Genomic DNA, 18,163 nt, shown 5'->3' on the forward strand with positions numbered 1-18,163 from the left:
ACTCGCTTCTTTATTGAATCAATGGCTGTGTCAAACAACTTGGAAAGAGCTGACTATTACGCTGCGTTGTTTTCCTTGACCCCGAACCAATGACAACGCTCTGAATCCTGCATCTTGAAGTCACTTGGGTATAAGAGTCATTTACAAGGAGGAGCGACATGTACCGTTATGTCAGTTCGCCAAAAGCATCGAAGTACATAGTGCCACCACCACAGCATCGCGAGTTGTCGAGTATCGATGTGCCGGAGTCAGAGCTTGAGATGCGTGAAATTCTGAACAATTGGTTTGCTGATGGATTGGCGCCCATCATTCAGAATGAAGACAATTACATCTCTGCTAATGAGCAACAGCGCTTTGAGCAGCTCAGCCGTACGGTGGGTGTACTACTGCGTAATAAAGATTACTACTTCGCCACCAAGCGGATTCTCTCATTGTGGGAGCAAGACTGCTTAGAAACGACTTACGTTAATTATCTGATTTTACGTAGTGAGCGTATACCATACTTCGAATAAGTCCCGTTTATCGGCTTAAAATAGTGGTTTACATGGTTTTCTTAGTAACTTTTGATACTTGTGTTTAACATTTTTGTAAACATCGTTATATTTAAGGCTCATCGTTGTCAGGAGTTTATGGATGAACCTTACGATATCAGGGAAGTTGCAGCTCAGTTTTGTGCTGCTAGCCGTACTTTTTATGGCATCAGCGGTATTCACGTATCGCAACGTCACCACCGTAGAGCAATACGCCTCTTCGTTACTTAAATCTGATCTACCGACCGTCGACACCAGTCGCGGTATCCAACAGTCTGTTCAAGCGTCGCTGTCTTCTATTCGAGCCTACATGTTGCTAGGTGGCGATGAAGAGGCGAGCGCACGTCTGAGTGAGGACGTACGCAATATCATGGCATCTACAGACGAGTCGCTTCCAACGTTGCAGGCTTTGATTTCTGAACAGGATTTTCAAGCAATTCAAAGTCAGTGGGATACAGTCAAAGTCTCTTTGAACAAGCTGATTGAACTTAGCCACAGTGATGAGAACTTACCCGCGCACAACCTCTTTATTAACGAAGCGGCACCCATTGCAGAAGTGGCACTTGACCAGCTTCAAAGCTTAATCAATGAAGAGTCGGGAAATCCATTTGGTGGAGACAGAAAGCGTCTGTTTAAAGTTTATGCCGACAGCTATACCTCGCTCGCCAATGCACTGTCTGCTTTGCGAGATTTCCTGTTGTACGGGCAGCAAGATCATCTGGACAAATACCACGACTTGATTAAGTACCACAATCAGTCCGTGGCGGAAATCGACAGTAAACTCGACAGACTGACTGATAACGACCAATCATTGTGGTCCCTGTTTAAGGAAATGCAGCAGCTGTACTTTCCTTTAGCAGAGCAGGTAATTGCATTGCGTCAGTCACCAGAGTGGAACGAATCAAACTTGCTGATGGCGAACGAACTGTTACCAGCAGCGGATGCCCTAGACCAAAGTTTAGAAACGATCGTATTGGCTCAGCAAAGTCGTGCTGATCAAAGTGGAAAGGGTATTAATCAGTCGATCAAGAACGTACTCACCACCATGTTGATTGCAGCGGCATTGGTTTTGTTTGCCGCAGTAGCGATTTCAAAATACATGGGCAATACCATTGGTCGTCGAGTGAAAAACTTATCGGAGCGTGCAAAGACGATCGCTTCAGGGGACGTTTCTCAGCCTCCGCTCACCGTTGTTGGGAAAGATGAATTGGCAGACCTTACCGATTCGATTAACCGCATGAACCAATCGTTAGCGAGCATCGTGGCAGGGGTGAGTGAGAAAGCGCACCAAGTGGATACCAGCATGGGGGCTTTATTGGAATCGGCGCAAGTCACTTCATCGAATGTTGAACAGCAACAGACCAGCATTGTTGAAATGGGAAGCCAATTGGATGAAATCGCTTTAGCCGCGCGTAACACCCTAGATCAAGCCAATCAATCGGTGCAGAAGCTTTCTGATTCAAAAGGCGAGATTGAACAAGGTCGCGATGCACTAGAGCAAAACAAAGTCACCATGGAAAGCTTACATGGCAGCATTGAAACCGCGAGCACGCAAGTGACGCAGTTAAGCAAAGAGAGCGAAGCCATTGGTCGAGTTACAGAGGTGATTGAAGGCTTAGCAGAACAAACTAACTTACTGGCATTGAATGCCGCGATAGAAGCAGCGCGTGCGGGTGACCAAGGACGAGGCTTTGCGGTTGTGGCGGACGAAGTACGCATGTTAGCGACGCGCACTACTCAATCGACGACAGAAATCAACGGTATCATCAATGCGATTCAACGCTCGACCAATTCGGTGGTTGAGGAGATAGAACACAGCCAATCACTTGCGGAGCAGGGCGCTGAGCACATTGAAAAAGCGGTAACTCGTTTGCTTGTCACGACCGAGCAAATTGGTTCTTTGAATGAACAAATGGCAGAGCTTGCGGCAGCGGCAGAGCAGCAATCTCATGCGACCAACTCGATCACTGGATTGATGTCCGATATAACTCAATCAGTGGATGAGGTTTCGAATAACAGCCAACGTGCATCAGAGACATCATTGCAAGTAAAAGAGCAAGTTACTGAGCTGAATCAACAGATGGCAACTTTCAAAACGGCGTAGATAAGGTTTACGTCTGTTCATCTACTTTTGAACGTTAACCAAATAGTAAAAAAGCCCCAACCCTTTTTACACAAAAAGGGTTGGGGCTTTTTGTTGGATGATACGCCGATATTCGTCTATTTGCTCATTGGATTTGGCTATTTAAATCATAGCTAAAACCAAATTTTCTTCACCGAGCCGGAGTCGTAATATGACTCCATCGGCAGCAAATACTGCAAAAGAATTTTTAAACTTTATACCAATCCCGGTAAGAGAATCGTTCGTTACTACGATTGGTATCATCCTTCTAGGAGCAAGATTATGAACAAACAAGTAAGCCTAATTGGTCTAGACAGCGAACAATCAGCACAACTAGCTCAACAGCTAAATCAACTGCTAGCGCATTACCAAGTGTTGTACATGAACTCTCGCGGTTACCACTGGAACATTAAAGGTGCGCAATTCTTCGAACTGCACGTAAAATTTGAAGAGATCTACACTGATCTACAAACAAAAATCGATGAGCTTGCAGAGCGTATTCTAACTTTGGGTCATACGCCAGCGCACGCATTCAGCAACTACTTGGAAGCAAGTGAAATTAAAGAACATCAAAACGCGACTTCTGGTGAGGAGTGTGTACAAGGTCTGGTTCAAGGCTTTAGCGTTCTACTTCTAAAACAGCGTGAGATTCTACAAAACGCGGGTGAAGCAGATGACGAAGGTACAGCGGCATTGATGGGTGACTACATCCGTGAGCAAGAAAAATTAATGTGGATGCTTAACGCTTACCTACAAGGCTAAGCGGCGCATCACCCAAGCAACCTTTGGGAACGCATGAAACAATCGGGAATAAGTCATAAGGGGCACGTTGGTGCCCCTTTTTTTGTGTGCGTGCTTTATTTGCGTTTTTTTATGTTCGCGGTAAAGATTGGAAATGGCTCAATAAATCACTGAGTTCATTAAGCGCCAACGAGGCTGAGTCATTGAAGGTTTCTTGATTACCATGATGCACAAGACAAGAGGGCATCTGAGCGTTATACGCCGCCGGCAAGTCGTAAAGGTAATCGCCGACATAAAGCACTTCATCAGGCATCAAACGCCACTCTTTCGCCAACACCTGCAAAGACAATGGGTCTGGCTTGGGCGGGAAGCATTCACGAGTGATGACTCGTTCCACTGAGATTTGGTTGTGTTCTAGTTTGCGCTGCGTGGCGATTTGGCAGTTGCGCGTCACGATAGCGGTTTTGATTTCATTTTGATGCAAGTGGGCGAGCAATTCATGGCAGCCAATCATTGGAGCAGACTGCTCAGCATCAGAAATCTCGTAATCAAATATTACGTTGTGAGCGTGCTCTCTGTGGTGAGGATGCTCAAGTGCGTCGACAAAATCCAATAGATCTTCACTTTGCGGACAACCAAGCTGTTGTCGCAATTCGCCGAAGTTCATATCAGAACTCACCAAGGTGTTGTCTAAATCAAACACCACGGCTTTAATTTTATCGAGCTGTAAAGGGAATGGAATCATAATGACCTCGTACAACTTAACCGAACTATCGTTTTAAAAAACAAAAGGTTATTGTTAAGTTTAGATTCTTCTGCTTAGATTGTACGAAAATAAATCAACCATGTATCACAAAACAAGGACGCGCATGATCATTCCTAAACCATTACAAAAAGGCGACACCATCGGCTTTTTCTCGCCATCCTCCCCAGCCACGGTATTTGCACCAGCGCGTTTTGAACGTGCCAAAGCGTATGTGGAATCCCATGGTTACCAGCTAAAAGCAGGCAGCTTAACGGGCAAAACTGACCAATATCGCTCGGGTTCGATTCAAGAGCGAGTAGAAGAATTGAATACGCTGATTCGTGATCCTGAAGTGCGCTGTATTATGTCGATCATTGGCGGTTACAACAGTAACTCATTGCTGCCTTACATTGATTACGAGGCATTGAAGAAAGATCCCAAGATCATTGTTGGCTATTCGGATGTGACGGCTCTACTCATGGGCATTTATGCACAAACCGGCATCGTTACTTTCTATGGTCCCGCTTTAGTGGCATCTCTGGGTGAATTCCCGCCACTGGTGGACGAGACCTTCGCTTCGTTTGAGTCGATTGTGAATACGTTAGATGGATTGGCGCATCAATACACAATGCCTCAAGGTTGGACAGATGAATGGATAGAGTGGGGCGAGCAAGACCGCGCAAAGCACACGCTAGCGAACCAGTGGCACTTTAAAGGCGAAGGCAAGATCACCGGACGCTTGATTGGCGGCAACCTCAATACCATGACAGGCATCTGGGCAAGCAAGTTTATGCCGAGTATCGAACAAGGCGATATTTTGTTAGTGGAAGATTGTTTGCAGGGCATTGAAACGGTCGAACGCTCTTTTGCGCTGCTCAAGCTTTCTGGCGTGTTTGATAAAGTTGGTGCGATTGTGCTTGGCAAGCATGAAAAGTTCAACGATAAAGGCACAGGACGAGCACCTATAGACGTGTTATTAGAAGTACTTAACGGTCAACCACTGCCAATTTTGTATGACTTTGATAGCTGTCATACCCACCCAATGCTCACCGTTCCATTGGGCTCGACCATGACGCTCGATTTTGACAATGAAACGGTAGCAGTGAGTTTAAAGAGCTAGCTTTTTTGACTAGCTCTTAAGAGAAAACTATTTCTCCTCAAGACGAAAGATTTTGCCGCTGTCGGTAGAAAAATAGATATAACCATCGGGGCTGATGGTTATATCTCTTACTCGCTCACCAAGATTCTCCATCAATCTTTTTGATTCGGTGAGCTTGCCATCCTCAATAGAAACCACGTTGATGTGCGCCAGTTTCAATGCACCGGCGAGGATTTTTCCGTCCAACTCTGGGTATTTATCGCCACGGTACAAAATCATATTGCTGGGTGCGATAGAAGGGATGTATACCAACTTTGGATCTTCCATTCCCGGTAACGACTTAGCTTCACCAACGTCCAATGGTCCCCAATATTCTTTACCATGAGAGACTTTTGCCCAGCCGTAGTTCGCGCCTCTCTTGATTAGATTAATTTCATCGCCGCCGCGTGGTCCATGTTCAATCGACCACAGCCGTTTTGTTGCTTCGTCGTAAAACATGCCTTGTGGGTTGCGGTGCCCGTAACTCCATATCTCAGGACGAGCTTCGGAAGGTTTAAATGGGTTGTCTTGTGGAACCGAACCATCAAGGTTAAGGCGCAGAATACTGCCAGCATGGGTTTGAGTGTCTTGCCCATTATCACGTTCGCCACGGTCACCGATTGAGAAGTAAACTTTGTCGTCAATAAATGAAATTCGACTGCCGTAGTGACGCCCTGTGTCAGTGATGGCATCAGCAACAAAGAGATCTTTCCAGCCCACAAGCTGATTGTTTTGCAATTGCGCCGTCGCTAACGCCACCGTATTGCCTTTGCTCGTACGCTTGCTGTAGGTAAAGAAGAGTTGCGGGTTTTGCGTATCGGCATTCGGTGCGAGCGCGACATCCAATAAGCCAGCTTGCCCACTAGTGTTCACATCGGGGACGTTAAACAGCTTTTGAGGTTTGCCTGTGGTGATATCCAGCAACGAAACCGTACCGTTCTTTTCATTGACGATAACGCGTTGGCTATCTAAGAACTCGATCCCCCAAGGGATCTGAAATCCATTCGCCACTTCGTTAGCGCGGTATTCGGCAGCGTTGGCAGAAAAGGATAAACAAGCGAGTAGGGCAGCAGCAATCGTTCTCATGGTTCCTTCCAATATGAATCGTATTAATGCTTAAAAGCTAACACTAAAAGAGAACGTTTTGCAGAGCATGGATTGTATAAGAATGTAAAAAATCCCCGATACGAGATCGGGGATTGAATTAAGGCTAGAGAATTGTTTATGTAGCGAGATTACATCGCTTCTTCGAAGATCTTAGAGATTTCTTCGTGAGTTGCTTGTTTAGGGTTAGTGAAACCACAAGCGTCTTTCAGTGCGTTGTCTGCTAGTGTTGGGATGTCTTCTAGTTTCGCACCAAGCTCTTTAATTCCTGCTGGGATACCCACATCTTTCGCTAGAGTAACGATAGCGTCGATTGCTGCCGCTGCACCTGCTTCAGCAGACATGCCTTCTACGTTTACGCCCATTGCTTTCGCTACATCACGTAGACGCTCAGGACATACTTGCGCGTTGTAGCGCTGTACGTGAGGTAGAAGAATCGCGTTACAAACACCGTGTGGAAGGTCGTAGAAACCACCAAGTTGGTGTGCCATTGCGTGTACGTAACCTAGAGAAGCGTTGTTGAACGCCATACCCGCCATGAACTGTGCATATGCCATTTGTTCACGAGCTTCTAGATCTTCACCATTTTTCACTGCTGTGCGTAGGTACGCTTGGATAAGTTCAATCGCTTTGATTGCTACCGCATCAGTGATTGGTGTTGCAGCGATAGATACGTAAGCTTCAATCGCGTGAGTTAGCGCATCCATACCTGTTGCAGCAGTTAGCGAAGCAGGTTTAGCTAGCATTAGCTCAGGATCGTTTACTGAGATAAGCGGTGTTGTGTGCTTATCAACGATAGCCATCTTGATGTGACGCTCTTCGTCAGTGATGATGCAGAAACGCGTCATTTCAGATGCTGTACCCGCAGTCGTGTTGATTGCGATAAGTGGCATCATTGGTTTTGCAGATTGGTCTACGCCTTCGTAATCTGCGATTTTGCCGCCGTTAGAGGCAACAAGCGCGATACCTTTTGCACAGTCGTGTGGTGAACCACCGCCTAGAGAGATAACGAAGTCACATTCGTTATCAGTAAGAAGTGCTAAGCCGTCGTTAACGTTGCTGATAGTAGGGTTTGGTTGAGTGCCATCGAACACAACAGTTGCTACGTCGCGTTCTGTTAGTAGATCTTGAACCTGCTTTACTACACCGATTTGGTTAAGAATCTTATCCGTAACAATCAAACCTTTTTTAAAGCCTTGAGATTGGATGCTGTCTGCTGCGTCTTTCAAACAACCAGCGCCCATTAGGTTTACAGTAGGGATAAAAAATGCACTTGTCATATAACATTGCTCCGTCGTTATTTTTAATAATCTTTCTTAATCTGTCATTTACTCTTGCATACCTGACGAAGTTTCCTATTTGATCTAGCGCAATTTTACCCCCTAAGTAGTAGTGTTAAGAGTTAAAGTGTGAAATGGATCTTGTTGCACACCCTGTTGGTGCAACATTAAAGCAACAGATAGGAAATGATTTATTTATTACGCAAACGATTGGTAAAAATAACAAGTTTCGTACGGTTTATCTCTCAATTAGACTAAAGTATAAAAAATCCCCATTAATATGTAGTCTATCAATGGGGATTGGAATGGTGTGTTTTAAGCAAACGTTTTCGATTTAGGCGATTTTAACTAACTTATCTACTAGTTTTTCAATGCCTGACGCGGCTTGGGAGATATTCTCCGCTAACATATAAGCTGGTGTTGAAAGCACGTTGTGTTTTTCATCGAAATGGATTTCATCCACCTGACAATTGACGTGCTCCCCCCCCATATGACCGAATGCTGCTGCAGTGGCTTCATCGTTACCAATTGTGCCTTTTACACCTTGATCGTAAATCATAGGGATAATAGTTGGTGCGATGCATAAATAACCTGCAGGTTTGCCCGCTTGAGCGAATGCACGACACGCTTGGGCAACGTGAGTATTAATCGAACACTCCGCACCCGAAACGGCGAAGTCGGTTAAGTTTTTCGCGGCACCAAATCCACCTGGAAGTAGTAGGGCATCGTATTCATCAACGTTAAGTTTGGCGACATCGTCAATGTTTCCGCGAGCGATACGAGCTGATTCGATCAAGACGTTGCGTGTTTCATCCATTTCGTCACCAGTTAGGTGGTTGATGACGTGGAGTTGGTCAATGTTAGGTGCAAAGCAGTGCCAAGTTGCACCTGCCTTCTCGATGGCGTAGAGCGCCAATACTGCTTCGTGGATCTCAGAACCGTCGTAAACGCCTGAACCACTTAAAATGACTGCGACTTTTTTCATGATTGGATTCCTTTACTCTGAACGTTCCTTAGATTGTTCTTCACTATCTAGACCATGCGTTTCCGAATGTGTTTCAACGTTTTCACTCTCGTCGTCTTCTTCATAGTAGCGCACAACAAAGGGTGTCAGCATGACACTCGAAGGCAGAAAATGTTTCATATCGACTCCAACCGCTTAATAGAGTGGTTTTTATACCGATTTTGGAAAAAGAGTACGTTGAAGCGGATCATTTTTGAGTTAAGCTGCAGTTTCCTTTGGCATTCATGAGCAGTAGGTCACATAGATAACATGCAATCCTATCAGTTTCGTTTCACCCTTTATGGTTGTATCGCCATTCTCTCTTGGAGCTGTTTGCTAGGCATCGCAAGATTGGTGACAGAAAGTTTGGGACCCGTGGGTGGATCAGCCATGCTGTATTCTCTGAGCTCCATTTTTCTGTTGATTGTGGTTGGCATCCCAAAACTGTCGTATTTCTCACCCAAGTATTTAGTTCTGGGTGGAGCGATGTTTGTTTGCTACGAGATCTTCCTCGCGCTGGCATTGGGCTACTCCAATTCTCGTTCTCAGGCGATTGAAGTCTCGATCGTCAATTATCTATGGCCGGCACTAACCGTTTTGTTTGCGGTATTGGGCAGTAACAAAAAGCCGAACTGGTTACTGTACCCGGCAGTTATGTTGGCATTCATTGGTGTCGCGTGGACGGTCAGTGGTGATAGCGGTTTATCACCGACGCAGTTAGTGGCGAACATCAGTAGCAATCCGATTGTTTACTTCATGGCATTTGCAGGCGCAGTCATCTGGGCTGTGTATTGCAATCTGACTCAAAGACAACAATCGAAGCACAACGCGATTACTTTGTTTTTTATCGCGACAGCCATCTCTTTGTGGATCAAATACGCCTTTACTGATGAGCCGCCAATGGCATTCAGCTGGCAAGCGATGGGGTACTTAGTGGCTTCTGCAGCTTTAATGGCGGGTGGTTACGGATTGTGGAACATCGCGATTGTGGGCGGCAATATGGTGTTTCTCGCAACCTTGTCTTACTTTACGCCGATTTTTTCTGCTCTGTTTTCCTCTCTTATTCTAGGCGTCACTCTAAGCCACAGCTTCTGGCAAGGAGTCGTAATGGTAACGGTTGGTTCGCTGATGTGTTGGCTGGTCACCAAAGAGAAGCGCGAAGCGGCGGGATGAACGCTGGTATAGAAATATGTAGAGCACGCTTGAGTGTCTTTCAGGTTCAAATCAAAGCAAGAAAAAAGCTCCCGAGATTGGGAGCTTTTCTTTTGAGTTCTAATGATTGTTTGGTGGCGCTCTAATAAGCGACGTTCAATTGTAATTGAAGCTTGAATCTGTGCTTCGATAGTCGCTTAGTAAGCTGCTTACGAGTGTGTTCTAGCGTATCAAGCTCTAGCGTGTCGTCATCCACATGCACGTCCACATTTACTCGCAGTTCTTGACCAACTTTAGTTACGCCAGCCAGTTTCAATTGGTGCTCAGTCACTTTTTCAATCTCAAGAACGTCTTTACCAACGCTCTGACACAACTCTTTGCTTGGTGTCATCATTAACAGTTCGCGCAGGGCACCAACTAGCATATCAAATGGTACTTTAAGGAAGTAAAAGCCCATCAAGACCATCATCATAGGGTCTGCATAGACCGCGTAGTGTGCGTATGGTGTTAGCGATACTAGCCATGCAGCGATAAAACCAACCGTTACTGCCACGCTTAACAACGTATCCATTTGCCATTGTTTTTTCTCGGCTTCGATCAAACCTGATGAGAAACGACGACTTTTCTTCGCCATAAACCACCAAGCGTAACCACAACCAATCACGTTAACGACACCGAAGATGGTTGCGATGGAAGCGTCTACCTCACGACCGCCTGTCATCAACGCGGTTACCGCTGAAAATAATGAGAAAGAAACCACCACTAAAATAACAGCGGCTTTAATAGCGATAACGATAGGTTCAAGTACAGCTTTGCCGAAAGGAAAAATAGATTTTGATGGCTTGCTGATGTAGTAAGAAGCTGCCAGTGACAATAAAGTTAACAGCAGACTGACTAGAGAATAAACACCGTCAAAAACGATGACGATCGACCCAACAAGCAAGCCAAGTACCATCCCTCCAATTGCAAACCCAGATGCTAAAAGGGCTGAGAAGGTTAGGATACGGTTTTCGTTTTTGCTTGTCCTGTCACACATAAAAGATGCCTTAAATTATTACACCCTTACATTCTTCTCCTTAGGGCAAATTTAAGCAAATGAAAACTGTGTGACATTTAAACGATAAAATGTTGTTTTTGAATTATGCTTTTATTTTTCAATGATTTAACATTAAATTTTGCTGTCAATATAATTGACGCTCACTGCGATATGTTTAGAAGTCGAATAAATACTCGCTTAACTTATCGGCCAACCAACTCATTGCAGGGTGTTCTGTTTGTCCATTTGGTACGAACATACAGTAGTCTTCTTGCGTCAAACCATAGGTGTGTTTGATCACCGCAAGTTTCTGATGTCTCAAGTAATGTCGGATCAATGGCTCTGGTAATACGCCCCATGCATCTTCTTCTAAAATAGTGTTCAGCATGTAGTCAAAACTGGAGAAGCCAATGTATCGAGTAGAAAAGGGTTGTAGCTCGGGGTTGTCTTTCTCATTCAAATACACCATCAAAGCTTGCATCTGGTTACGCAAATCTTCATCGGTGACGCGACGCATTTTGCTGAGTTGGTGATCGAAGCTACAGACCGACATCATACGAATTTTACCAAGTGGATTGTAAACGATGTGTGGGTCATCCACGCGCTCGTAATCAACACCAAATGCAAAATCGACCTGTTGAGTACTGACCAAATTAGCTAAGTCACCACTGGAAGCGAGAATCAGGTTGAATGTGGTGGAAGGGAAGCGATTGTTTAGAGTATGCGAGAGCTCTTGCCAAAGTTCGTCTGGCAGCGAGTCATCACGTGCCACCCAGACCTCAGCGTTGAAGCCGTCAGAAACTTGAGCGCAGGTCTTTTTGATTCGTTGTGCGGTTACGAGCAGGTTTTCGCAGTCTTTGAAGATGGCTTTCCCCGCTTCCGAGAGCGTTAGTTGATTGCCTGTGCGAGTGAATAGCTCGACGTCTAAGTCTTTCTCAAGCGCTTTAATTGCCATACTGAGTTTGGTGCGGTTGCAATCGAGTTGACGCGCAGCCTCCGATACGGAGCCATATTCGGCGATGGTACAAAAAGCTTCGACTTGAGTTAAGTTCATGATTAAAAAGACCTAAACTAAAAAGATGAGAATCGATAACGTAGATGAATGAGCGTACTGACGCTTAGAAAGATTATCGAAAAAAACACGGATTCGCCAGATAAGTCTATGGTGTTTTGGCGTTTTTGCGGTAATCTATGGGGGTTACAAGAAGTGAACATGGAGGCCACGATGGCACAAGATTGGGACGGCTTAGCAAAGAATTGGGAATCTAACCCAGCAACAGATCAATTTGCTCAGTCGGTGTTTGCACAGTTACAACAGCTTACTCAGCTTGATGGCATTAAAGTATTGGATTTTGGATGTGGGACAGGGCAGTTAAGCCAACTATTGTCGCCATCCGCAAAAGAGATTGTGGCGCTGGATGCATCTGAAGCCATGATTGAAGAGCTTGATAAGAAAGAGTTAGAGAATGTAGAGCCAGTTGTTGACGCATTGACGCGTGGTCTAGTTGCTCAGCACCCAGCATTCCGTGGTCAGTTTGACTTAGTCGTTGCTTCTTCAGTTCTGGCTTTTATCGAAGACTACGAAACGTCTCTAGAGATTGCTCACTCGTTACTCAACGCTGGTGGTCACTTCGTACATTTTGACTGGATCGCAGATTCAGCAAAAGAAGGCTTCACGCTAGCGAAATCAGAAAACGCACTTATCAAAGCCGGCTTTACTGAGGTAGAAACGAAGAAGGTCTTCGAAATCACATCAGACGGTCACACAATGTCAGTATTAATGGGTGTAGGTCGCCGTTAATCTCCGACAAAGAACATAAGAAAAGCGAGCTGTTTAGCTCGCTTTTTTGTTTCCTTTGATTTGCTAGGCAAACGTGAGTTGTCGAATTTCTTCTAAAACATCCGGGTTCGCAATCGCACCTAAGTTCTCAACTTTCTTACCATTTATGACTTGTTTGACTGCAAGTTCCACCAACTTCCCTGAGCGTGTTTTAGGAATGTCGCTGATGGCGAAGATTTGGCTTGGTACATGCCTTGGCGAGCAGGACGTTTTGAGACGTGACTTAATCTCTGCTACTAACCCGTCATCTAAAGTGACACCAGAAGCGGTCTGAACAAACAGCCAAATTTGTTCGTTTCGCTCGATCTCTTTACCTACGGCAATGGAATCGACGATACCGTCAATGGCGTTTACCTGCTGATAAATCTCCGCTGTGCCGATGCGCACACCGCCAGGGTTCAACAATGCATCGCTACGACCGTAGAAAACAAACCCACCTTTGGCGCTGCGTTCGACATCATCACCGTGATGCCAGATATCATCGAACTTGTCCCAGTAAGCGTTGTGGTAGCGCTCGCCGGTATCATTCCAAAAGCCGACAGGGAAGTTGGGCATGGAGTTGGTGCAGACGAGTTCGCCGCGCTGTTCATTGACGCTTTGACCTTGTGAGTCGAACACTTGAACATCAATCCCCAAGCCAGCGTACTGACATTCACCACGATAAACAGGCGAGATAGGGTTGCCTAATACAAAGCAGCCACAGATGTCTGTTCCGCCTGAAATAGAAGCCAAGTGCAAATCTTGCTTGATGTGTTGATACACGTAATCAAACTGCTCTGGATAAAGCACTGAGCCCGTAGAGCAGAGGGTTCTTAAAGCAGGGAGAGGATAGTCTTTGATAGGTGACAACCCGGTTTTTTCTATCGCCTCTAGGTACTTAGCGGCAGTACCAAAGAGACTTACTTCTGCTCGCTGGGCTAAATCCCACAACACATCAGGCGTTGGGTAAACCGGGCTCCCGTCGAAAATCACCAAGCACGCGCCACTTGCTAGAGCAGATACGTGCCAGTTCCACATCATCCAACCACAGGTTGTGTAATAAAATACGCGATCTTTGGGCTGAATATCTGAATGAAGCTGGTGCTCTTTGAGGTGATTGAGAATCGTACCGCCAACAGAATGCACGATGCACTTAGGCTTGCCAGTTGTGCCAGAAGAATAAAGCACGAAAAGCGGGCTATTGAATTCCACGCGAGTAAAATGCAATGGAGCAGGAGAATACTGATTAATGATGTTTTGCCAATCGTGAGTACAAACATCGCATTCGAATACATGCGGTTTGAGGTAACCGATCTGGCATACTTGTTTTAGTCCATCAAGATGATCCGCGATTTGATGGTTCTTCTCCGACATATCGAAGGTTTTTCCATTAAAGGTATAACCATCGCAGGTAAAGAGAACCTTTGGCTTCACTTGCCCGAAGCGCTCAATAACGCTTTCTACCCCAAAATCAGGGGAGGTAGACGTCCAAGTCGCGCCTAAGCTGGTGGTAGCAAGCATTGCAATAACGGTTTGTGGCATATGTGGTAAATAACCTGCAACTACATCGCCTTGCTTGATGCCACATTCAACTAACCACTGCTGAACGCTCGAGACCTCATCACAAAGCTGTTTCCATGTGTAAGTCTGTTTGTCGCCGCGTTCGTTTTCAAACCAAATCGTCAGCTCATCGGCTTGCTGCTCTGCCAAACTTAGCAGGTTCTCCGCATAGTTAACTTGAGCTTGAGGGAACCACACAGTATCTCGATTTTGCATTGGTGATTGCCAACGGCTTTCACCTTGTGCGTTTACGGTATCGCCTTGCGTGCCAATTAGGTCGCAAAATTGCCAAACCTCTTTCCAGAAATGCTCGTTATGCTCCAAAGACCATTGGTGCAAATCAGAGTAGTTTTTGAGCTTGAAACCCTGCCGATTAATGTGCTCGATAAACTGCGTGATATTGGCTTGCTCGATTCGATCTTCCGTCGGCTGCCAGACTTTGTTGCTCTCGCGCATAGCTCCCTCTATAACAAAGTTTTAACGTTTTCAGTCTGAGGTGAACCAGAAATAAAGTCAAACTCGTTGGAGAAACTAGCTCCTTATGTATATCAATGTGTTAGATGTTAATGTAAAGAAAATGTTACACCTGAATTTTGAGTGGAAAATGGTCAGGGGATTGGAAGGACAAAAGAGTGTAGATAGGCTTAATGTAAAGGATTTGTTAACGGAGATGTGCAATGACTCAGTATCATTCAAAACCCGTCGATCAGGATGGAAGGGTAGAATGGAGCCATGAAGAGGATGCCATTTGGCGCGACTTGGTAACAAGACAAATGAGCGTGATTCAAGACCGTGCATGCAACGCGTATCTACATGGACTCAAGCTACTCGATTTACCTCATGACCGCGTGCCACAACTACCCGAAATCAATCGTGTTTTGATGGAAACAACGGGCTGGCAAGTGGAGCCAGTACCTGCATTGATCGACTTTGATCGTTTCTTCAATTTGCTTGGAAATAAACGCTTCCCAGTTGCGACATTTTTGAGAACGCGAGAAGAGTTTGATTACCTACAAGAGCCAGATTTCTTCCATGAGATCTTCGGTCATTGCGCCATGCTCACCAACCCTGATTTTGCCGCCTTTACCGAGCATTACGGACAGCTTGGACAAGCCGCGACACCAAAGCAGCGAGGGTACCTTGCGCGTCTATATTGGTTTACAGTCGAGTTCGGCTTGGTTCAAGAGGGTAACAAAACCAAGATCTACGGTGGCGGTATCCTTTCATCTCCGGGAGAAACCATCTATTCATTGGAAAGCGACATCGCGATTAGAGACGAGTTTGACCTGCAAACTGTGCTAAGAACCCCTTACCGCATCGACATCATGCAGCCGAAATACTACGTGATTGAAGATTTGTCCCAGCTTTTCCAAATTAGCCAACTGAATTTATTGAAACAAGCCGATCTAGCGATTGAAGCCGGATTGCTTCCACCACTTTTTGAACCAAAGGAACCTGCTCATGTTGAATGAACAAAAATGCGAAGCTTGTAGTATCGATGCCATTGCACTTAGTAAAGAGGAACAACAGTCTTTGCTGCTGCAATTGTCTGATTGGCAGATCATTGAGAGAAATGAGATTCCTCAACTTGAGAAGGTCTACAAGTTTAAGAACTTCAAACAAGCGTGGGCGTTTAGCAACAAGATTGCCGAGCTTGCAGAAGATGAATTCCATCACCCATCTATCTTGCTGGAGTGGGGCAAAGTGACCATCACGTGGTGGAGCCATTCTATTAAAGGTTTGCATAAGAACGACTTTATCTGTGCTTCTAAGTGCGACGCATTGGCTATTGAAGAGTAAAGCCGAGTGATTAAAGAGAGATTCCGGACATCTCGTTCCTCGATTCCGGAATGACGTTGGTAGTGTGGGGTTACTCGGAACTGCAAAATGGTCTTTGCTAGGCTAGCTTCCGTCATTCTCGAGAGCGACGAAGGAGCGAGTCGGGAATCTCAATTCCAAATAATGCTAACGCGTTATAAAAAGCGCCCGGACTGAAGTTCGGGCGCTTTACTTTTAGCTTTGTCGTCTTGAAGAGTGGGTATTAAAGCTCAATTCGAAACACAGACGTCGTGCCTGAAACTTCATTACCCACTGCGATAAAGTGTTGTCCGTTACGAGCAAAGTAGTTGATTGATTCTGGCGCCAAATCACCTGCTTTCGGATTGTAAGTGTCGTTCGCACACTCGCCGTCTTCCACTTCAGTACAAACTGGTTGGCTGTAATCACGACGGTTTACGTAATGCAGGAATTGGGCTTGCTTCGGGTCATTGATGTCATAAATCATGATGCCGCCTTGACGCTCCAAGCCGATAAACGCGTAATGACGACCATTGATTTGTGCTACTTCAATTGCCTCTGGCTCTATGCCTTTGTCATCGCTGCGGTCATCGCCACTGTCATTGCTATCGTTGGTGCTGTTGAAGTTCTTACCTTCATTCATTAATGCGATGGTCGCGAAATCGTCACCACTATCGAAAACCAACTCACCGTTTTCATCCCAAATAGAGAATGAACGTGCGCCAAAGGCTTGAACATTGTCTTGCGCAGAAAGCGTTTGTTCAGGCTTAATCACTTTTAGACGCGCGAGTTGCTTGTTATCTTTTAGCGCCTCTGCCAGCGGGTGATCTGCTGCGACTTTCAGCTTCTTACCGCGCACCTCATCAACATGGCTTAAACAGGTGCCTTGCTCAGAAGTATATTCATCTGTACCGAGGTAATCGTCTTCATCCCACTTGAAGCCCGCTTGGTCACATAGAGCTTGTGTTGTTTTGAAGCCATACTCACGACCGTCACCTTCGTTGGCAGAGAGGATGTAAGTTTTGCCATCTACCGAGTAGCTGTCGAGGGTATCTGGCATGTACAGACCAACCAGTTGAGGGTATCTCTTAAAGTTGCCAATGATTTTGTCTTTGTTCGAAGCATCCAGTTTTGAATCAGACCAAGATTTCTCGCCCAGACTCACAATCTTCTCTACCGATCTGCTTTCTGGGTCTACGATTGCCATTGCATTGTTTTCTTGCAGTGCGACGTAGATTTTTCCGTTGTCAGAAAAGGTGAGGTATTCCGGTTCTAGATCTTGCGCCACCGTGGCATTTGGACCTGAGATTCGAACGTCAGCAGGTAACTCAGGCTTACGTGCACCATCAAACTCATTGAAACCAATCTGCGTGACTTCTGCTTGTTTTACGCCTGGGCTCAAGTCGATCAATGTGATGCTGCCTTCTGGATCGACACTGTAGTCACCATTTGGCTCACCTTCGTTTGCTGTCGCAATGTATCTGCCATCTTTTGAGAAGCCAACCATGTCTGGCAATGCACCAGTAGGGAAGGTGGTGAGCAGCGACAAATCATCCGAGCGGTACAAGCCAACAATGCCATTCGCCTGCTTATTGCTGTTTTCAATCGCAACAGCGACTAAACCATTAAAGACAGCAACGCTGTTTGCCGCACCAATCTCAACGCCTGCCGCTTTGCCCGCGCTGTTGAGATCAATGAATGCGGTTTGCGTTGGTGCGCCGTTGTCGTCCATAGAAAGCACATCGACACGTTTTGCTTGAGCGTTGACCACGTAAAGCTTGTCAGTACACGCATCATATTGAACGATTTCTGCTGCCGATGTATCGAATGGTGCGTCAGCGATAGACGTTCCCATAAAGGTCAAACCTTGGATGGATGTCTCTCCAGCAACAGGTGCTACCGATGCTTTACACTGAGCTGCAAACGAAGAGAGAGAATCGTCAGGTTGAGATGAACATGCGATGGCAAGTGAAGATAATGCCAATACGCCTATTGCCTTAAATGGGGTGGTCATGATATTTCCTTATTAAGCAGATACAATGTTGCTCAATGCACTTAAATTAGATATCTATTCATTCACTACAACAGTGAGGAATAGCGCATTGATTGAAGTGTTATGAGGGGCTGTTGATCTTT

The 18,163-nt window shown here is 45.6% G+C and carries 17 protein-coding genes; 8 read left to right on the top strand and 9 right to left on the bottom strand.

Translation table 11 applies throughout. The annotated features are described in order from the left end of the window. The first annotated feature begins 158 nt into the window (after positions 1–158). The 3 genes from VHA02S_RS22840 to VHA02S_RS22850 all read left to right on the top strand — a co-directional run bounded on the left by VHA02S_RS22840 (position 159) and on the right by VHA02S_RS22850 (position 3,414). Positions 159–512, top strand: a complete 354-nt coding sequence (locus tag VHA02S_RS22840; RefSeq protein ID WP_005375589.1) for a hypothetical protein — start codon at positions 159–161, stop codon at positions 510–512. Positions 513–633: 121 nt separating this feature from the next. Continuing rightward, on the top strand, positions 634–2,634 hold the full coding sequence (locus VHA02S_RS22845; RefSeq protein ID WP_038898225.1) for a HAMP domain-containing methyl-accepting chemotaxis protein: 2,001 nt from the start codon (positions 634–636) through the stop codon (positions 2,632–2,634). Positions 2,635–2,934: 300 nt separating this feature from the next. Then, entirely contained in the window at positions 2,935–3,414 is a 480-nt protein-coding gene (locus VHA02S_RS22850) for a Dps family protein (RefSeq protein ID WP_005388254.1), read from the top strand. A 109-nt stretch (positions 3,415–3,523) separates the two neighbouring features. Here the strand turns inward: VHA02S_RS22850 and VHA02S_RS22855 are convergent, their stop codons facing one another. Further along, positions 3,524–4,138, bottom strand: coding sequence for an HAD family hydrolase (locus tag VHA02S_RS22855; RefSeq protein ID WP_038898227.1), 615 nt, complete (start codon positions 4,136–4,138; stop codon positions 3,524–3,526). Between the two features lie 124 nt (positions 4,139–4,262). Between VHA02S_RS22855 and VHA02S_RS22860 the strand changes: the two genes are divergently transcribed. Next, a complete protein-coding gene (locus VHA02S_RS22860; RefSeq protein ID WP_038898228.1) occupies positions 4,263–5,258 on the top strand; it encodes a S66 family peptidase in 996 nt (331 codons plus the stop codon). A 27-nt stretch (positions 5,259–5,285) separates the two neighbouring features. Here VHA02S_RS22860 and VHA02S_RS22865 read toward each other — a convergent pair whose 3' ends face one another. The 4 genes from VHA02S_RS22865 to VHA02S_RS26225 all read right to left on the bottom strand — a co-directional run bounded on the left by VHA02S_RS22865 (position 5,286) and on the right by VHA02S_RS26225 (position 8,804). Beyond that, entirely contained in the window at positions 5,286–6,362 is a 1,077-nt protein-coding gene (locus VHA02S_RS22865; protein WP_038898229.1) for a PQQ-dependent sugar dehydrogenase, read from the bottom strand. Between the two features lie 149 nt (positions 6,363–6,511). After that, complete coding sequence (gene yiaY / locus VHA02S_RS22870; protein ID WP_005442614.1) at positions 6,512–7,660, bottom strand: L-threonine dehydrogenase; 1,149 nt, start codon at positions 7,658–7,660, stop codon at positions 6,512–6,514. 334 nt (positions 7,661–7,994) lie between these two features. Then, on the bottom strand, positions 7,995–8,645 hold the full coding sequence (gene elbB / locus VHA02S_RS22880) for an isoprenoid biosynthesis glyoxalase ElbB (RefSeq protein ID WP_005442612.1): 651 nt from the start codon (positions 8,643–8,645) through the stop codon (positions 7,995–7,997). Positions 8,646–8,657: 12 nt separating this feature from the next. Beyond that, the gene (locus VHA02S_RS26225; protein WP_005453721.1) at positions 8,658–8,804 is read right to left on the bottom strand and encodes a hypothetical protein; all 147 of its coding nucleotides are present in this window, start codon (positions 8,802–8,804) and stop codon (positions 8,658–8,660) included. 129 nt (positions 8,805–8,933) lie between these two features. Between VHA02S_RS26225 and yddG the strand changes: the two genes are divergently transcribed. Beyond that, the gene (yddG, locus tag VHA02S_RS22885; protein WP_017819219.1) at positions 8,934–9,836 is read left to right on the top strand and encodes an aromatic amino acid DMT transporter YddG; all 903 of its coding nucleotides are present in this window, start codon (positions 8,934–8,936) and stop codon (positions 9,834–9,836) included. 121 nt (positions 9,837–9,957) lie between these two features. On the opposite strand, the gene VHA02S_RS22890 is transcribed toward yddG, so the two are convergent. Both VHA02S_RS22890 and VHA02S_RS22895 read right to left on the bottom strand, forming a co-directional pair. Further along, positions 9,958–10,851: a cation diffusion facilitator family transporter gene (locus tag VHA02S_RS22890; protein ID WP_005453725.1), complete on the bottom strand. Its 894-nt coding sequence runs from the start codon at positions 10,849–10,851 to the stop codon at positions 9,958–9,960. 175 nt (positions 10,852–11,026) lie between these two features. After that, a complete protein-coding gene (locus VHA02S_RS22895) occupies positions 11,027–11,905 on the bottom strand; it encodes a LysR family transcriptional regulator (RefSeq protein ID WP_005453726.1) in 879 nt (292 codons plus the stop codon). A 48-nt stretch (positions 11,906–11,953) separates the two neighbouring features. On the opposite strand from VHA02S_RS22895, the gene VHA02S_RS22900 reads away from it, so the two are divergent. Beyond that, positions 11,954–12,652, top strand: a complete 699-nt coding sequence (locus VHA02S_RS22900; protein WP_005453728.1) for a class I SAM-dependent DNA methyltransferase — start codon at positions 11,954–11,956, stop codon at positions 12,650–12,652. Positions 12,653–12,715: 63 nt separating this feature from the next. On the opposite strand, the gene VHA02S_RS22905 is transcribed toward VHA02S_RS22900, so the two are convergent. Beyond that, positions 12,716–14,686 (bottom strand): acetoacetate--CoA ligase, encoded by a 1,971-nt coding sequence (locus VHA02S_RS22905; protein WP_038898231.1) that lies wholly within the window; start codon positions 14,684–14,686, stop codon positions 12,716–12,718. A gap of 221 nt (positions 14,687–14,907) precedes the next feature. Between VHA02S_RS22905 and phhA the strand changes: the two genes are divergently transcribed. Together phhA and VHA02S_RS22920 are read left to right on the top strand one after the other, a co-directional pair. Next, positions 14,908–15,702: a phenylalanine 4-monooxygenase gene (gene phhA, locus VHA02S_RS22915; RefSeq protein WP_009704714.1), complete on the top strand. Its 795-nt coding sequence runs from the start codon at positions 14,908–14,910 to the stop codon at positions 15,700–15,702. Then, on the top strand, positions 15,692–16,030 hold the full coding sequence (locus tag VHA02S_RS22920) for a 4a-hydroxytetrahydrobiopterin dehydratase (protein ID WP_038898234.1): 339 nt from the start codon (positions 15,692–15,694) through the stop codon (positions 16,028–16,030). Before phhA ends, VHA02S_RS22920 begins: the two co-directional genes overlap by 11 nt. 241 nt (positions 16,031–16,271) lie before the next feature. Here VHA02S_RS22920 and VHA02S_RS22925 read toward each other — a convergent pair whose 3' ends face one another. Continuing rightward, positions 16,272–18,041, bottom strand: a complete 1,770-nt coding sequence (locus tag VHA02S_RS22925; protein ID WP_038898235.1) for a choice-of-anchor I family protein — start codon at positions 18,039–18,041, stop codon at positions 16,272–16,274. Between the last annotated feature and the right edge of the window lie 122 nt (positions 18,042–18,163).

The sequence above is a fragment of the Vibrio harveyi NBRC 15634 = ATCC 14126 = KCTC 12724 genome, from assembly GCF_001591145.1.
Lineage (GTDB): Bacteria > Pseudomonadota > Gammaproteobacteria > Enterobacterales > Vibrionaceae > Vibrio > Vibrio harveyi.

What these genes read in the sequence shown, in the direction of transcription:
- VHA02S_RS22840 (WP_005375589.1), top strand. Translation starts at nt 159, where the DNA reads ATGTACCGTTATGTCAGTTCGCCAAAAGCATCGAAGTACATAGTGCCA.
- VHA02S_RS22845 (WP_038898225.1), top strand. Translation starts at nt 634, where the DNA reads ATGAACCTTACGATATCAGGGAAGTTGCAGCTCAGTTTTGTGCTGCTA.
- VHA02S_RS22850 (WP_005388254.1), top strand. Translation starts at nt 2,935, where the DNA reads ATGAACAAACAAGTAAGCCTAATTGGTCTAGACAGCGAACAATCAGCA.
- VHA02S_RS22855 (WP_038898227.1), bottom strand. Translation starts at nt 4,138, where the DNA reads ATGATTCCATTCCCTTTACAGCTCGATAAAATTAAAGCCGTGGTGTTT.
- VHA02S_RS22860 (WP_038898228.1), top strand. Translation starts at nt 4,263, where the DNA reads ATGATCATTCCTAAACCATTACAAAAAGGCGACACCATCGGCTTTTTC.
- VHA02S_RS22865 (WP_038898229.1), bottom strand. Translation starts at nt 6,362, where the DNA reads ATGAGAACGATTGCTGCTGCCCTACTCGCTTGTTTATCCTTTTCTGCC.
- yiaY (WP_005442614.1), bottom strand. Translation starts at nt 7,660, where the DNA reads ATGACAAGTGCATTTTTTATCCCTACTGTAAACCTAATGGGCGCTGGT.
- elbB (WP_005442612.1), bottom strand. Translation starts at nt 8,645, where the DNA reads ATGAAAAAAGTCGCAGTCATTTTAAGTGGTTCAGGCGTTTACGACGGT.
- VHA02S_RS26225 (WP_005453721.1), bottom strand. Translation starts at nt 8,804, where the DNA reads ATGAAACATTTTCTGCCTTCGAGTGTCATGCTGACACCCTTTGTTGTG.
- yddG (WP_017819219.1), top strand. Translation starts at nt 8,934, where the DNA reads ATGCAATCCTATCAGTTTCGTTTCACCCTTTATGGTTGTATCGCCATT.
- VHA02S_RS22890 (WP_005453725.1), bottom strand. Translation starts at nt 10,851, where the DNA reads ATGTGTGACAGGACAAGCAAAAACGAAAACCGTATCCTAACCTTCTCA.
- VHA02S_RS22895 (WP_005453726.1), bottom strand. Translation starts at nt 11,905, where the DNA reads ATGAACTTAACTCAAGTCGAAGCTTTTTGTACCATCGCCGAATATGGC.
- VHA02S_RS22900 (WP_005453728.1), top strand. Translation starts at nt 11,954, where the DNA reads ATGAGCGTACTGACGCTTAGAAAGATTATCGAAAAAAACACGGATTCG.
- VHA02S_RS22905 (WP_038898231.1), bottom strand. Translation starts at nt 14,686, where the DNA reads ATGCGCGAGAGCAACAAAGTCTGGCAGCCGACGGAAGATCGAATCGAG.
- phhA (WP_009704714.1), top strand. Translation starts at nt 14,908, where the DNA reads ATGACTCAGTATCATTCAAAACCCGTCGATCAGGATGGAAGGGTAGAA.
- VHA02S_RS22920 (WP_038898234.1), top strand. Translation starts at nt 15,692, where the DNA reads ATGTTGAATGAACAAAAATGCGAAGCTTGTAGTATCGATGCCATTGCA.
- VHA02S_RS22925 (WP_038898235.1), bottom strand. Translation starts at nt 18,041, where the DNA reads ATGACCACCCCATTTAAGGCAATAGGCGTATTGGCATTATCTTCACTT.